The 13,874-nt window shown below is 56.6% G+C and carries 10 protein-coding genes; 5 read left to right on the forward strand and 5 right to left on the reverse strand.

Annotated features, from left to right (window positions below; translation table 11 throughout):
• The first annotated feature begins 16 nt into the window (after positions 1–16).
• The 3 genes from fepD to fepC are packed head-to-tail and all read left to right on the forward strand — an operon-like array spanning position 17 to position 2,807.
• The gene (fepD, locus tag FDW95_RS17460; protein WP_115259130.1) at positions 17–1,024 is read left to right on the forward strand and encodes a Fe(3+)-siderophore ABC transporter permease; all 1,008 of its coding nucleotides are present in this window, start codon (positions 17–19) and stop codon (positions 1,022–1,024) included.
• Complete coding sequence (fepG, locus tag FDW95_RS17465) at positions 1,021–2,013, forward strand: iron-enterobactin ABC transporter permease (protein WP_170973018.1); 993 nt, start codon at positions 1,021–1,023, stop codon at positions 2,011–2,013. The genes fepD and fepG overlap by 4 nt, the downstream gene beginning before the upstream one ends.
• The gene (gene fepC, locus FDW95_RS17470) at positions 2,010–2,807 is read left to right on the forward strand and encodes an iron-enterobactin ABC transporter ATP-binding protein (protein WP_115259131.1); all 798 of its coding nucleotides are present in this window, start codon (positions 2,010–2,012) and stop codon (positions 2,805–2,807) included. The genes fepG and fepC overlap by 4 nt, the downstream gene beginning before the upstream one ends.
• A 46-nt stretch (positions 2,808–2,853) precedes the next feature.
• On the opposite strand, the gene wzz(fepE) is transcribed toward fepC, so the two are convergent.
• The 4 genes from wzz(fepE) to fes form a co-directional block, all read right to left on the reverse strand.
• On the reverse strand, positions 2,854–3,987 hold the full coding sequence (gene wzz(fepE) / locus FDW95_RS17475) for an LPS O-antigen length regulator Wzz(fepE) (protein WP_115259132.1): 1,134 nt from the start codon (positions 3,985–3,987) through the stop codon (positions 2,854–2,856).
• Positions 3,988–4,214: 227 nt separating this feature from the next.
• Positions 4,215–8,105 carry an enterobactin non-ribosomal peptide synthetase EntF gene (gene entF, locus FDW95_RS17480; protein WP_115259133.1) on the reverse strand — a complete coding sequence of 1,297 codons (3,891 nt, stop codon included), beginning with the start codon at positions 8,103–8,105 and terminating at the stop codon, positions 4,215–4,217.
• On the reverse strand, positions 8,102–8,320 hold the full coding sequence (locus FDW95_RS17485; RefSeq protein ID WP_115259134.1) for an MbtH family protein: 219 nt from the start codon (positions 8,318–8,320) through the stop codon (positions 8,102–8,104). The genes entF and FDW95_RS17485 overlap by 4 nt, the downstream gene beginning before the upstream one ends.
• Positions 8,321–8,350: 30 nt before the next feature.
• Complete coding sequence (fes, locus tag FDW95_RS17490; protein ID WP_115259135.1) at positions 8,351–9,568, reverse strand: enterochelin esterase; 1,218 nt, start codon at positions 9,566–9,568, stop codon at positions 8,351–8,353.
• A gap of 252 nt (positions 9,569–9,820) precedes the next feature.
• Here fes and FDW95_RS17495 point away from each other — a divergent pair, with 252 nt between their 5' ends.
• Both FDW95_RS17495 and entD read left to right on the forward strand, forming a co-directional pair.
• Entirely contained in the window at positions 9,821–12,076 is a 2,256-nt protein-coding gene (locus FDW95_RS17495) for a TonB-dependent siderophore receptor (protein WP_115259136.1), read from the forward strand.
• A 49-nt stretch (positions 12,077–12,125) separates the two neighbouring features.
• Positions 12,126–12,779: an enterobactin synthase subunit EntD gene (entD, locus tag FDW95_RS17500; RefSeq protein WP_170973019.1), complete on the forward strand. Its 654-nt coding sequence runs from the start codon at positions 12,126–12,128 to the stop codon at positions 12,777–12,779.
• Here the strand turns inward: entD and FDW95_RS17505 are convergent.
• Complete coding sequence (locus FDW95_RS17505; RefSeq protein WP_115259138.1) at positions 12,769–13,848, reverse strand: alpha/beta hydrolase; 1,080 nt, start codon at positions 13,846–13,848, stop codon at positions 12,769–12,771. The genes entD and FDW95_RS17505 overlap by 11 nt on opposite strands.
• Positions 13,849–13,874: the final 26 nt, after the last annotated feature.

Here is a 13,874-nt window from a genome sequence, read left to right on the forward strand (position 1 = left end):
ATCAAGGATAGTTGATATGTCATGCTCTGTTTCCGCGACACGCGCCTTTGCCGTGCCCGGACTGTTGTTATTACTTGTTGTCACCACGATATTAAGTCTGGTTATTGGCGCCAGGTCGCTCCCTGCCTCCGTGGTGCTGGATGCGCTCACCGGCAGTTGTCATAGCGCTGATTGCACCATTGTGCTGGACGCGCGGCTCCCGCGTACGCTGGCAGGATTGCTCGCAGGCGGCGCGCTGGGACTGGCGGGTGCCTTGATGCAAACGCTGACCCGGAATCCGCTAGCCGACCCCGGTATTCTTGGCGTCAATTCTGGTGCCAGCTTCGCCATTGTGCTGGGGGCCTCGCTGTTCGGTTTCTCCTCCCCGCAAGAGCAACTGCTGATGGCCTTTTCCGGGGCGCTAGCCGCGTCGCTGATTGTCGCCTTTACCGGCAGCCAGGGGGGTGGACAGCTCAGCCCGGTTCGCCTGACGCTGGCTGGCGTGGCGCTGGGGGCAGTACTGGAGGGATTATCCAGCGGCATCGCCCTGCTCAACCCTGACGTCTACGATCAACTGCGTTTCTGGCAGGCCGGTTCGCTGGACATTCGCAGTCTGCAAACCCTGAAAGTGGTCCTGATCCCGGTACTGATCGCCGGAGCCGTAGCCCTGTTCCTCAGCCGTGGTCTGAACAGTCTGAGCCTGGGCACGGATACCGCCACTGCGCTGGGCAGTAAAGTCGCCCGTACGCAGTTTATCGGTCTGCTGGTAATCACCGTCCTGTGCGGAAGCGCGACCGCGATTGTCGGCCCTATCGCCTTTATCGGCCTGATGATGCCGCATATGGCGCGCTGGCTGGTGGGAGCCGATCACCGCTGGTCGCTGCCCGTCACCTTACTGGCAACGCCTTCCCTGCTGTTAATTGCCGATATTATCGGTCGCCTGATTGTGCCCGGTGAGCTGCGCGTATCGGTGGTCAGTGCGTTTATCGGCGCGCCGGTGCTTATTTTTCTGGTACGCCGTAAGCAGCGTGGAGGTGGCGCATGATGCACCTTTCTCGTCGACTGATGATCAGTTGCCTGCTGCTGGTTGTGGGCTGTATCGCCGTCGGATTATGGAGCCTGCGTAGCGGCGTTGTGACGCTGGAAACGCAGCAGATCATTGCCGCCCTGCTGGGCGATGCACCGCGCAACATTACGCTGGTGGTGACGGAATGGCGTTTACCGCGCGTGCTGATGGCACTACTGATTGGCGCGGCGCTGGGCGTCAGTGGCGCAATATTCCAGTCACTGATGCGTAACCCGCTGGGCAGCCCGGACGTGATGGGCTTCAATACCGGCGCCTGGAGCGGCGTGCTGGTGGCGATGGTGCTGTTTGGCCAGCATCTTACCGCCATTGCGCTGGCGGCCATGCTCGGCGGGGTCCTGACCTCGCTGGTCGTCTGGGCGCTGGCCTGGCGCAACGGTATAGAAACGTTCCGCCTGATTATCATCGGCATCGGCATTCGCGCCATGCTGGTGGCGTTTAACACCTGGCTGCTACTGAAAGCCTCCTTAGAAACCGCGCTGACGGCCGGACTGTGGAACGCCGGATCGCTCAATGGTCTGACTTGGGCGAAAACCTGGCCATCCGCGCCGCTGATTATTCTGATGCTGGTGTGCGCCACGCTGCTGGTGCGCCGCCTGCGCTTGCTGGAAATGGGTGATGACAGCACCTGTGCGCTGGGCGTCAGCGTCGAACGTTCGCGTTTAATGATGATGCTGGTGGCGGTAGTACTGACCGCCGCCGCCACTGCGCTGGCGGGGCCTATCTCGTTTATTGCCCTTGTCGCACCGCATATAGCCCGTCGCCTTAGCGGCACTGCACGCTGGGGATTAACCCAGTCAGCACTGTGTGGCGCACTGTTACTGCTGATGGCCGATTTATGCGCCCAGCAGCTATTTTTGCCTTATCAGCTTCCGGTCGGCGTTGTCACCGTAAGCCTCGGCGGTATTTATCTTATCGTCTTGTTAATTCAGGAGTCCCGCAAAAAATGACCGAATCAGTAGCCCGTTTGCGTGGCGACCAGTTAACGCTAGGGTATGGCAAGTTTACCGTGGCAGAAAACCTCGACGTATCGATCCCCGACGGCCACTTCACCGCCATTATTGGCCCCAACGGCTGCGGGAAATCAACGCTGCTGCGCACATTGAGCCGTCTGATGACGCCGGCGCACGGCAAGGTGTGGCTGGATGGCGAACATATTCAACATTACGCCAGTAAAGAGGTGGCGCGTCGCATTGGCCTGTTGGCGCAAAACGCCACTACGCCGGGCGATATTACCGTACAAGAGCTTGTCGCCAGAGGCCGTTATCCGCATCAGCCGCTGTTCACCCGCTGGCGTAAAGAAGATGAAGACGCGGTGATGAACGCTATGAAGGCTACCGGGATCACCCACCTGGCAGCACAAAGCGTAGATACGCTTTCCGGCGGACAGCGCCAGCGAGCGTGGATCGCCATGGTGCTGGCGCAGGAAACGTCGATCATGCTGCTTGACGAGCCGACCACCTGGCTGGATATCAGTCATCAAATAGATCTGCTGGAACTGCTCAGCGAGTTAAACCGCGAGAAGGGCTATACGCTGGCCGCCGTGCTGCACGATCTCAACCAGGCCTGCCGTTATGCCACGCATTTAATCGCGCTTCGTGAAGGGAAGATTATTGCCGAGGGTGCGCCGAAGGAAATTGTTACGCCGCAGCTTATCGAAAAGATCTACGGATTGCGCTGCATGATTATTGACGACCCGGTGGCCGGAACGCCACTGGTGGTGCCTCTCGGGCGTCAGAAATAACGTTATTTATTGTATGGCGACGTGTTCGTCGCCATACAATAATAAATCACACCAGTTGCTGCCCAAGGATCGCAATATCACGTTTACGCGATAGCATGGCATAATTCAGCAGCGTCCCACCGCACGCCGCCATTCCCCCCAACAGCGCCGCCAGAATAACGATCATGGATTTCGCGGGGCCGTCTTTTTTCACTGGCAGAGACGAGGCAAGTTGATATTTAAACGGTGAGAATTTGACGTCACTGACATTCATCGCCAAGAGCTGTTCAACGTGATACTGGCGGTTACGCAATTCACCGTTGATCTCTGCTACATCGGTTACTGATTTTTCGATTTCTAATTTACGCGCAATGCCATCCGCACCCAGCGAAATAGAGAAATCAGGATCGTCCTTCACGGCTTGTCCATTACTGTAAACCGGTTTTTTGATGCCAGCCGCATTCGCAATTTCGAGTGAATAATTCAATCTCTGAATGTTTGCATCCAATTGATTCTTCAGTCTGATTCGGTCCATCGCCAGTCGTTCTTTCTCAAAGCTGGTTTTGATGGCCAGTTTATTGCGAATATTCTCCAGCGTTTCTTTCACAACACGGTCAGAAATAAACTGGATATACCCTGCCAGCACGGCCTGCGCTTCTTCAGCCAGCGGTGCGGTAAAGCTTAGCGTCCACGCGGTATACAGCGAGGTTTCATTCTTCTTACCCTGATTTGCATCAACCGCTTTCATTTTTTCACTGAGGCGTACTATCGCCCGATGCAAATCCATTTCGTCTATATCAGCGCCTTTCAGCTGATCCATCACATAAGGTGAAGAGCGCAGGTACTCCTCCAGTAGCGATGGCGACTGAAATTTCTTGATAAACAGGTTAAATACATCACCACGGTTAACGCTAATATCCATGTCCAGCACACGCAACTTGGTCAACGCATTCTCAAGTCCCTGCCACTGCACGGGTTCAGCTGGGGTAACAATTGCCTCACTGGTCCATTTCTGCGGAAGCAGAAAAGACACCAGAATCCCCACACAGGCAAACGCGAAGACGGTAGCAATAATCTTGTTCCTGGCGCGCCACAAAATCTCGAGCAGGTTGAATAAATCAATTTCATTACCGCTTAGCGTAGTCTGCGGATAAGCAGCTAATTCTGAATCATTATCTTTCTTTATTTTTAATGATGACATGTTGTGTAACCTGAATTTCTGGCCAAAAGAAACGTCTTCCTGTAGACAAAGTCTACCAGCTAATAAGAATTATCCGAAACACTCTTTGCCCCTAATAACCTGCCAGATATTATATTCAGAATTTATTAAGCCTTATGGTCTCCAATAACAGCACAAACAAAACAACCCCATAACATTTTATTTACATTATGAGGTTATTCAAATAAGCCAATAGTGAGTATTCCCGGCTACGCAGGCGGAGCGATCAACCTGTTTATTATCGGCCCAATACTCTCAAACGCTGCCGGCGAAATAATATCAACGTGCGCGCAGTCCTGACGGTAGATATCCAGACTGGCTATCCACGGCGACCAGCTATGTTCAGGGCTGACACCCGGCGGTAAGGTACGCTCAGCGACAAACAGCGTGGCGTGACCGTCAAAAGGCACGCTGTGCGCGGTGGTTAACAGACGCACCGCATCGGCATAGTTACCCTCAATGGTGCTAAACAGCGTGTCGGACGCATTGCCCTGCTGCGCCGCCAGAAACGCCTCGCGTTCGCGTTCGATTTCCGCCAATACGGCAGGATCCAACCCATTGGCCTCTTTTTCCTGCCAGTTTTGCGTTTCCGGCGGCCAGGTATCCAGCAACCCCAGGAATGCAACCTTCTCTCCCCTGGCCTGCAAGCGTGCCGCAATACCCTGCGCCAGCGTGCCGCCCAGCGAATACCCCAGTAAATAGTAGGGGCCGTGAGGCTGCTGCTCCAGCAACGTTTTAAGATGGTATTCACAGACCTCATCGAGATTTGCTGCCGTCTGCATCGGCCCACTAGGCCGTGGCGACTGAATGCCAGTAATTGACCACTCAGGGTTCAAATAGCGCGATAACACGCTAAACTGCCAGGCAAAGCCGGACGCTGGATGGAAACAGAACAGCGTTGGGCCGTGGCTGGTGCGCAGCGGTAGCAGCGCTTCAAACCCCAGTTGCTGTGACTGTGCGTCATCGTTGCTGTCCAACAGCGTACTGAGTTGTTCAACGGTGGAAGCAACCATCACCTGCCCTGGCGTCACCTGACGTTCAAATATGCGACTCAACTGCGCCGCCAGCTTCATCGCCAGCAACGAATGACCGCCGAGCGCGAAGAAGTCTGCTGCTACATCATTAACTTCACAGCCCAGCAGCGCGGAAAAGGCCTCGGCAATGGTGGTCTCCGAGCCCGGGTATGGCGCGCGTCCTGCCGTGCGCGGCGTCAACTGCGGCATCGGTAAGGCTTTACGATCCAGCTTACCGTTGGCGCTGAGCGGTAACTCCGCCAGCTGCAATAACACGGACGGCACCATATGCGCAGGCAGCGTTTCACGCAGTCTCGCCTGTAGTGCGGGAATATCCAGCGGTAACCCCGAATGCGACACCAGATACCCGACCAGCTGGCGCGCATCGCCGCCGGTAGCTACCGCCTGATTGAATACGCAGGCATGAGCCACGGCATGCTCGACATCCGGTAGCGTCTGCATTACCCGATCAATCTCACCCAGTTCAATGCGCTGCCCGCGAATTTTTAGCTGGTCATCGCTGCGCCCGAGGTATTCCACCGCACCATTATCCAGCCAGCGCGCCACGTCCCCGGTACGGTACATGCGTTCACCGGGCGCAAACGGATCGGCAATAAAACGACTTGCCGTCAGGTCCGGGCGGCCCAGATACCCCTGCGCCAGTTGGATCCCTGTCAGGTACAGATCGCCCGCCACGCCGACGGGCACCGGGCGCATCATGGCATCAAGGATCCGCAGGCCCGTATTCCAGACCGGATAGCCAATCGGCACGCTGTTACCGGTCACGGCGGCAAGCGCATCTCCGCATGCCGGGTACCAGCTGACATCCACCGCCGCTTCGGTCGGGCCGTACAAATTGTGCAGCGGTGCGTGGGTCAACTGTTCCCACTCGCGGCATAGTTCTGCTGGCAGGGCTTCACCGCTGCAGAACACCTGCTTCAACGTGGCGCAGCTTTCCCGCGCCGTCTCCGGCGTCAGCGAGGCAACAAACGCCGCCAACATCGACGGTACAAAGTGCGTGGTGGTCACGCCATAATGTGCAAAGAACTGCTGCATCGCCAGCGGGTCACGATGCGCCTCAGGCTCCGCCATCACCAGCTTTGCGCCCGCAATAAACGGCCAGAAAAACTCCCACACCGAGACATCAAAACTGCATGGCGTTTTTTGCGCCACCACATCATTGGCGGTCAGCGGATAGTGATTTTGCATCCACAACAGGCGGTTAACGATGGCGGTTTGCCCCACCATCACCCCCTTTGGTCTGCCGGTCGAACCCGAGGTAAAGATGATGTAAGCGGTATGCTCTGGACGCGATAACGCCAGCGGGACGCTATTTTCCGTTGGCAGCGGCGCGTTATAGCACACACTGTCCAGCCCAGGAATATCGCGAAAGCGGGACAGCTGTTCTTCGGTAGTGATCAACAACGTAGGACGTGCATCTTCCAGCATCATCCGCAGACGATCGTCCGGATAGCCGGTATCCAGCGGTAGCCAGGCAGCCCCCGTCTCCACAATGCTGTGCAGTGCCAGCGTCAGGAACACAGAGCGCGGTAAGGCCACGGCAACGCTGTCGCCTGGTCGCACGCCGCGTTCACGCAGCACCTGCGCCAGTGCAACAACCTGCTCACGCATTTCGCGGTAGCTGAACTGATAGCAGGCGTCGGCCAGCGCCGGCGCATCCGGTGTTTTCGCGGCCTGTTCCGCCACCAGCGCGCTGAGCGTGGTGAACGGAATATCAATTGCCGTCTCGTTTATTTGCGCCAGCTGTTCTTGCTCTGACGGCAATAGCATATCGGCATCGCCGCAGCGCAGCGCCGGGTTTTCGGCAAACTGGCCCATCAGCGCGGTTAAACGCGACGCATGTTGCGCCAGCGTCGCCTCATCATAACGCTGTTTATTGGCGAGAATTTCAATGCTCAGACCGCCGTTTTCATCCGGGAACAGCGCCAGTTCCAGATCGTTAACCGGCCCGGTCGCCAGCGTATGGGTTTGCGCCTGGATGCCGGGAAGATCCAGCTGGTAGTCAAAGATTTTCACGTTCAGTACCGGACCAAACAGCGCCTCTTCACCGGCCGCTCGGCCGCCGTCGCGCACAATTTGCTCCGCATCATAACGCTGATGACGACGCATCTTCTTGAGCTGCCCGGCCAGTCGTTTCGCAAGTTCAGGTAGGCTTTCCGCGGCATCAAGATGCACACCGAATGGCAGCACATTCAACACCGGCCCGGTTGCCGTTAGCGCCGCCGACCCCATGCGGCGCATGAAAATAAACCCGGCGGCATAATCCATCCGGCTGCATAAACGCCCCAACCATAGTGCCACCAGCGCCAGCGCTAAATCCGCACGCTGAATGTCAGGCATGCGCGCGGCAAGCTGGCGGAATACGCCGTCGGGGGCGGTCAACTGCATGCGAATAATATCCGCGCTGGTCGCCCGGCCCGGCAGGGGTTTGCCCGACAGCGAAGCCGGTGGCGGCAACTGCTCTCGCTGCCCGGCCCAGAATGCGCCGTCACGTTGATACGCCTCGCTTTGGCGATACTGCTGATACTCTTCCACCACCTCGGCAAAGGGGGTAAAAGGTGATTCCGGTGTCGGTTCGCCGTGCTGCCATGCGCGATAAATGGCGGCTATCTGGCGGGTGATGGCAGGAAAACTGAAACCATCCACCAGCAAATGATGATAGCGCTGATACCAGTACCAACGGTTATCTGCCACTTGAATAAGTTGATGGCAGACCAGGGGTTTTGCGCCATCGGCACGAATGTCTTGCTGCAAGTCAGCCTGCATCAACGCCCGTGCGGCGTCGTGCGGACTGGCCATGTCACGGACATCGATAATCTCGGGTTGCGTAAAAGTGAACGTTGGATCAACCCACTGCCAAACCTCGCCGTTGTCTTCGCAAAACCGCATACGCAGGGTATCAGCATGCCCCAGACCGACAACAACCGCTTTCGCCAGCAGCGGTGCGTTCAGTTCCCCGGTTAATTCCACGTAGTGCGCGACGCTCCATGCTGAAGGCAGCGTGGAGAGTTTTTCCGCCATCCAGATCCCCGGCTGGGCCGCGACTAACGGTAAGTGCTGAGTCATTCTGCCTCCTGTACATCGACATAATTTGCAGGTGTTAGCGTGGTCCAGTTTTCCGCGAGCCATTGCTGGCAGGCTTCCTGGGATTGCGGTTCGCATGCGATGGCCCAGCCAGCAGGAAGCGAGCACTGCTGCGGCCAAAGGCTAAACTGACGTTGGGGATTTTGCAGAATGTAAAACTGCCCCTGCGGGTTATCGAAAGGGTTACTGAATTCCATACTCAACTCCTGTCGTGGAACATCGTCCGGTTAAATCGTGTCGGTGAGCGGCTGCCAGAGCGTCATCAGCCCGTGCATTAATCCGCCGCGCCAGCAAAGCGCGTCGTGTCCACCTTCAACCTGACGCCAGAAAATAGACCGTGGTGCATACGGTAACTGTGCGAAGAGCGTCTGATTGGCGCGAAAAATAATCGGTTCACGAATTCCGGCTTCCAGAACAATACGCAGCCCCTGCGCGCTCAACGTTCCGGCCCTCAGTTGTTCAATCACGATCCCATCCTGATGCCCTGCGCGATGCGGCCACCAGTAAGATCCGGACTGACTGAGCACGCAGCCAAAACGTTCCGGCCAGTTCAGACCGGCATACAGCGAGGACAAGCCCCCAAAGCTTTGCCCGGCGACGACCGTGCGCTGCGGATCGTCACTGAACGCGGCAGTCGCGTTCACCAGCGGCAATAACTCCTGCTGTACCGCCAGCCAGAAATCGGCATTGCACGGCAGCTCGCGACTGCGATGAGGCGTATCGATGGCATCAATCAGGAGATAAACGGCAGGAGGGAGCAGATGTTGTCGGGTCAGTGAGGTCAGCGCGGGCCAGACCGGCATGCTGTGCGCCCAAAACTGTCCGTCCAGCAGGACTGCCAGCGGACGTTCCCCGGGATTTGCCTCGCCGGTGGTAAACACCCACACGCGGCGCGTATTACCTAACCTTTCGCTGTGCCATTGCAAGCAAAGCGCTGGTGAATCCGGAGGTTGGGGACTGTCCCAGCCAGGCTGAACGGGGGCGTCGGGCATTTCCAGCGCTGAGACCGCATGCCCGCGCCCGCCTTGCCAGCTTTGAGGATTGAGGGGATCGGCGATGGCCTGCGGCAGCAACTGTCGCCAGCCTTCGCGTAATAACGTTCTGTCCGGAGTGTCGCCTGCGTTCAACGTGGCAAAAATGTCGTCTCGTGTAGAAGGGATGAAACAGTAACTGCCGCGCCAGCGGGAGTTCAGGGTAATGCTCCAGCACCAAACATCTGTACCGTCAATACGTTGCATCGACTGGGGAACGGCATTTTGATGGTGGTCGGTCACGCCGGTAATGTAGACCCACACGCGACGAATTGTTGAGTGTTTTTCCGTTCCCTGCGGGTCACGCCACCAAAACGTCACGCGGTAATCGCCGCTGTCCTCACGCACCCATTCCGGGCCATTTTTTGACTGCCACCACGCCTCACTTCCCATCATTAACGCCGCCACCGTCATAACCCCATGTTTATTGTGCAATTTTAAATCTAATCGTGAAATATATTGATAATATTATTGATAACTATTTGCATTTGCAATAGCGTATTGTCGCGCTGTGGGAAGCGCGTACAGTTTTTCACCACTCATAAACCGACCTGACGCTGCGAACTTTTTCTGGAACGGATGGTTTTCGCAGGAGCGGGCGACATCAGGCCAAATGCCCCACAACGGCACATTGGTTCACGTGGCTAAAAGAAAGCAGGACATACAATGAACAACAAGATTCATTCACTGGCCTTATTGGTCAATTTAGGGATTTACGGGATAGCGCTGCCAGCCATGGCAGAAGATAAAACCGATAGCACCGCCGTCTCGCATGAAGATACCATCGTCGTTACCGCCGCCCAGCAGAACCTGCAGGCGCCAGGTGTTTCCACCATCACCGCTGATGAAATCCGTAAGAATCCTCCCGCGCGCGATGTGGCGGAAATCATCCGTACCATGCCTGGCGTTAACCTGACCGGTAACTCAACCAGCGGCCAGCGCGGCAACAACCGTCAGATTGATATTCGCGGCATGGGGCCAGAAAACACCCTGATTCTGATCGACGGCAAGCCGGTCACCAGCCGCAACTCCGTACGTCAGGGCTGGCGCGGCGAGCGTGATACCCGTGGCGATACCGCCTGGGTGCCGCCGGAAATGATCGAACGTATTGAGGTGCTGCGTGGTCCTGCCGCGGCGCGTTACGGTAACGGTGCTGCGGGTGGTGTGGTGAATATCATCACCAAAAAAGGCAGCAACGAGTGGCATGGTTCCTGGGATACCTATTTCAACGCCCCGGAACACAAAGAAGAAGGCTCCACCAAACGCACCAACTTCAGCCTGAATGGCCCACTGGGCGGGGATTTCAGCTTCCGTCTGTACGGTAATCTTGATAAAACGCAGGCTGACGCCTGGGACATCAACCAGGGTCACCAGTCAGAACGTACCGGGACCTATGCCAACACCTTACCGGCGGGTCGTGAAGGGGTCATCAACAAAGACATTAACGGCGTAGTGCGATGGGACTTTGCCCCACTCCAGTCTCTCGAACTGGAAGCCGGTTACAGCCGTCAGGGCAACCTGTACGCGGGTGACACCCAAAACACCAACACCAACCAGTTGGTGAAAGATAACTACGGTAAAGAGACCAACCGTCTTTATCGCCAGAACTACTCCCTGACCTGGAACGGCGGCTGGGATAACGGCGTCACCACCAGCAACTGGGTACAGTACGAACACACGCGTAACTCCCGCACCCCGGAAGGATTAGCTGGCGGCACGGAAGGGATCTTCGATCCGAAAGCGTCGCAAAAATATGTCGACGCCGACCTGAGTGACGTCATGCTGCACAGTGAGGTCAGCATTCCGTTGGATCTGCTGGTCAACCAAAATCTGACGCTCGGTACCGAGTGGAACCAGCAGCGTATGAAAGACATGCTGTCCAACTCGCAAACCTTTATGGGCGGTAATATTCCTGGTTTTAGCAGCACCAACCGCAGCCCGTACTCGGATGCCGAGATCTTCTCTCTGTTCGCCGAAAACAACATGGAACTGACCGACAGCACCATGCTGACGCCGGGCCTGCGTTTCGATCACCACAGCATCGTGGGCAATAACTGGAGTCCGTCTCTGAACCTGTCTCAGGGACTGGGCGACGACTTTACCCTGAAAATGGGCATCGCGCGGGCCTATAAAGCGCCGAGCCTGTACCAGCTCAACCCGAACTATATTTTGTACAGTAAAGGCCAGGGCTGCTACGCCACCGGTTCCGCCAGCGGCATCGGCTGCTACATGATGGGCAACGACGACCTGAAAGCGGAAACCAGCATCAACAAAGAAATTGGCCTGGAGTTCAAACGCGACGGCTGGCTGGCTGGAGTCACCTGGTTCCGCAACGATTACCGCGATAAAATCGAAGCCGGTACCGTACCGTTGAACCGTATTAACAACGGTAAAACAGATATCTACCAGTGGGAAAACATTCCTAAAGCGGTAGTAGAAGGCCTGGAAGGTACGTTGAACGTCCCGGTTAGCCAAACCGTTAACTGGACCAACAACATCACCTACATGCTGCAAAGTAAAAATAAAGAGACCGGTGAACGTCTGTCGATTATTCCGCAGTACACGCTGAACTCCACGCTGAGCTGGCAGGCGCGCGACGATCTGTCCTTGCAGTCCACCCTCACCTGGTATGGCAAACAGCAGCCGAAGAAATACGATTACCAGGGCAAACCAGTGACCGGCAGCTCGGCTGATGAAGTCAGCCCGTACAGCATTGTCGGCCTGAGCGCGACCTGGGATGTCACCAAAAACGTCAGCCTGACCGGTGGCGTGGATAACGTCTTTGACAAACGCCTATGGCGCGAAGGGAATGCCCAGACCACGGGTGATATTGTGACCGGAAATTATATGGCGGGCGCAGGCGCGTACACCTATAACGAACCGGGCCGCACCTGGTATATGAGCGTTAACACGCACTTCTGATAACGTTTTTCCCTCTCCTCCATCGAGGAGAGGGAATTCGTGAGCCATAATGCACACAACCCACATTCCACTGTCCTTCGCCAGCCATACGCTGCATCTCGTTGAATTTGCCCCCGACAGCCTGCATGAACACGATCTGCTGTGGCTTCCTCATTACGCCCAGCTCGCAGCCTGCGGGCGTAAACGACAAGCGGAGCATTTAGCGGGGCGTATTGCCGCCGTCCATGCGCTGCGTGAATATGGCAGTAAAGCCGTGCCCGGCATCGGCGAACGCCGCCAACCGCTGTGGCCACCGGGTCTGTTTGGCAGCATCAGCCATAGCGCCTCGACCGCGTTAGCAGTTGTCTCGCCGCATCCCATTGGGCTAGACATTGACGCTATTTTTACACCCGACACCGCTACCGAACTGGCTGACAGCATTATCGACCACCATGAACGACAGGTTTTGCAAGGTTGCCCGGCCCCCTTTCCGCTCGCCTTAACCCTGGCGTTCTCCGCCAAAGAGAGCGTATATAAAGCGTTCAGTGCGCAAACTCGCGGACTGCCGGGCTTTGACAGCGCCAAAATCATCGCCCTCACCGCCACGCACTTAACGGTGCAAATAATGCCGTCATTTTCGGCAAACCTCGGCGGACTGAACGTCAACGTGCGCTGGACCTCACGCGATAACAGCGTCATTACCCTGTGTGACGCTACTTTTTAACAAACTCACCAATCGCCTGATACGTAGCCTGCGCTTCCTGCGGGACTTTATCTTCCAGCATCAGATAGGCATGGGTCATCCCCGGAAAGTGAACGTGCTGTACGGGAATGCCCTCAGCTTGCAGTTTGGCAACAAAGGCAAAATTCTCATCGCGCAACGGATCCAGCCCGCCGCTAAAGAGTAATGTGGCCGGAAAATCTTTACGCAATGGAAAATAGAGCGGTGATGCCAGTTTACGATCTTCATCATTCTGGAAATACTGCTGGAAGTACCAGCGTATTTTGCTTTCATCGAGCAGTTTCCCTGTGCCATTTTCCTTCACGGACGGCCAGCCTAACGTGTAATCCAGACTCGGGTAGATCAGCACCAGCCGATTAATCAGCCCCGGCTGATGACGGGAAAGCGACTCGGCGAGCGTTGCGCTGAAAGCACCGCCACCGCTGTCACCGACCAGGGTCAGTTGACGCTGATAGGGAATGTGCTGACGCTCGAGCAATGAATAGACATTTTCGACCACGGCTTTAGCATCGGAGAGACCTGCCGGATACGGGTTTTCCGGTGACCGCCGATAGTCGACCGACACCACCGTGTTGCCGGTTGCCGTCGCCAGATGCCGGGCTACGGGATCGTAGACCTCCACTGACCCACTCAGGTGTCCGCCGCCGTGAATAAACACCAACACCGCTGGCGAACCGGCTAATGACGGACGATAAATACGTACCGGGATGCGACGCTCCCCGGTATCCACTTCATCATTGATGACCGCCGCCATGGGGTCGGAAGTGGTGACGTTGGCTTTGGTCAGCGCCGCTAATCCTGCTCGCGAACTGAGCGTGTCGTAAACCGGTTTATCCGTAGCGGGTTGGGCGGCGAGAAATGCCGCCAGAGGTGCTGGCGGGGCTTGCGTCAGCGGGCCATGTTCCTGTTGCCAGCGTTGCTGATAGCGCTGTTGCTGCTCCTGCAACGCGTCGGCGCTGACCGCTGCGCTGAAAAGACTCGCCGCCATGGCGACTGCGGCGGGTTGAACTAAGGCCTTGCCGGATAACCCGAATCGGCTACCTGATTTCATGGTACGTTCTCCGTTGAACCGTTTCG

Source organism: Citrobacter sp. wls718 (genome assembly GCF_005280945.1).
Classification (GTDB): Bacteria; Pseudomonadota; Gammaproteobacteria; order Enterobacterales; family Enterobacteriaceae; genus Citrobacter; species Citrobacter gillenii.

What these genes read in the sequence shown, in the direction of transcription:
- FDW95_RS17495 (WP_115259136.1), top strand. Translation starts at nt 9,821, where the DNA reads ATGAACAACAAGATTCATTCACTGGCCTTATTGGTCAATTTAGGGATT.
- entF (WP_115259133.1), bottom strand. Translation starts at nt 8,105, where the DNA reads ATGACTCAGCACTTACCGTTAGTCGCGGCCCAGCCGGGGATCTGGATG.
- FDW95_RS17505 (WP_115259138.1), bottom strand. Translation starts at nt 13,848, where the DNA reads ATGAAATCAGGTAGCCGATTCGGGTTATCCGGCAAGGCCTTAGTTCAA.
- fepD (WP_115259130.1), top strand. Translation starts at nt 17, where the DNA reads ATGTCATGCTCTGTTTCCGCGACACGCGCCTTTGCCGTGCCCGGACTG.
- entD (WP_170973019.1), top strand. Translation starts at nt 12,126, where the DNA reads ATGCACACAACCCACATTCCACTGTCCTTCGCCAGCCATACGCTGCAT.
- fepG (WP_170973018.1), top strand. Translation starts at nt 1,021, where the DNA reads ATGATGCACCTTTCTCGTCGACTGATGATCAGTTGCCTGCTGCTGGTT.
- FDW95_RS17485 (WP_115259134.1), bottom strand. Translation starts at nt 8,320, where the DNA reads ATGGAATTCAGTAACCCTTTCGATAACCCGCAGGGGCAGTTTTACATT.
- fepC (WP_115259131.1), top strand. Translation starts at nt 2,010, where the DNA reads ATGACCGAATCAGTAGCCCGTTTGCGTGGCGACCAGTTAACGCTAGGG.
- fes (WP_115259135.1), bottom strand. Translation starts at nt 9,568, where the DNA reads ATGACGGTGGCGGCGTTAATGATGGGAAGTGAGGCGTGGTGGCAGTCA.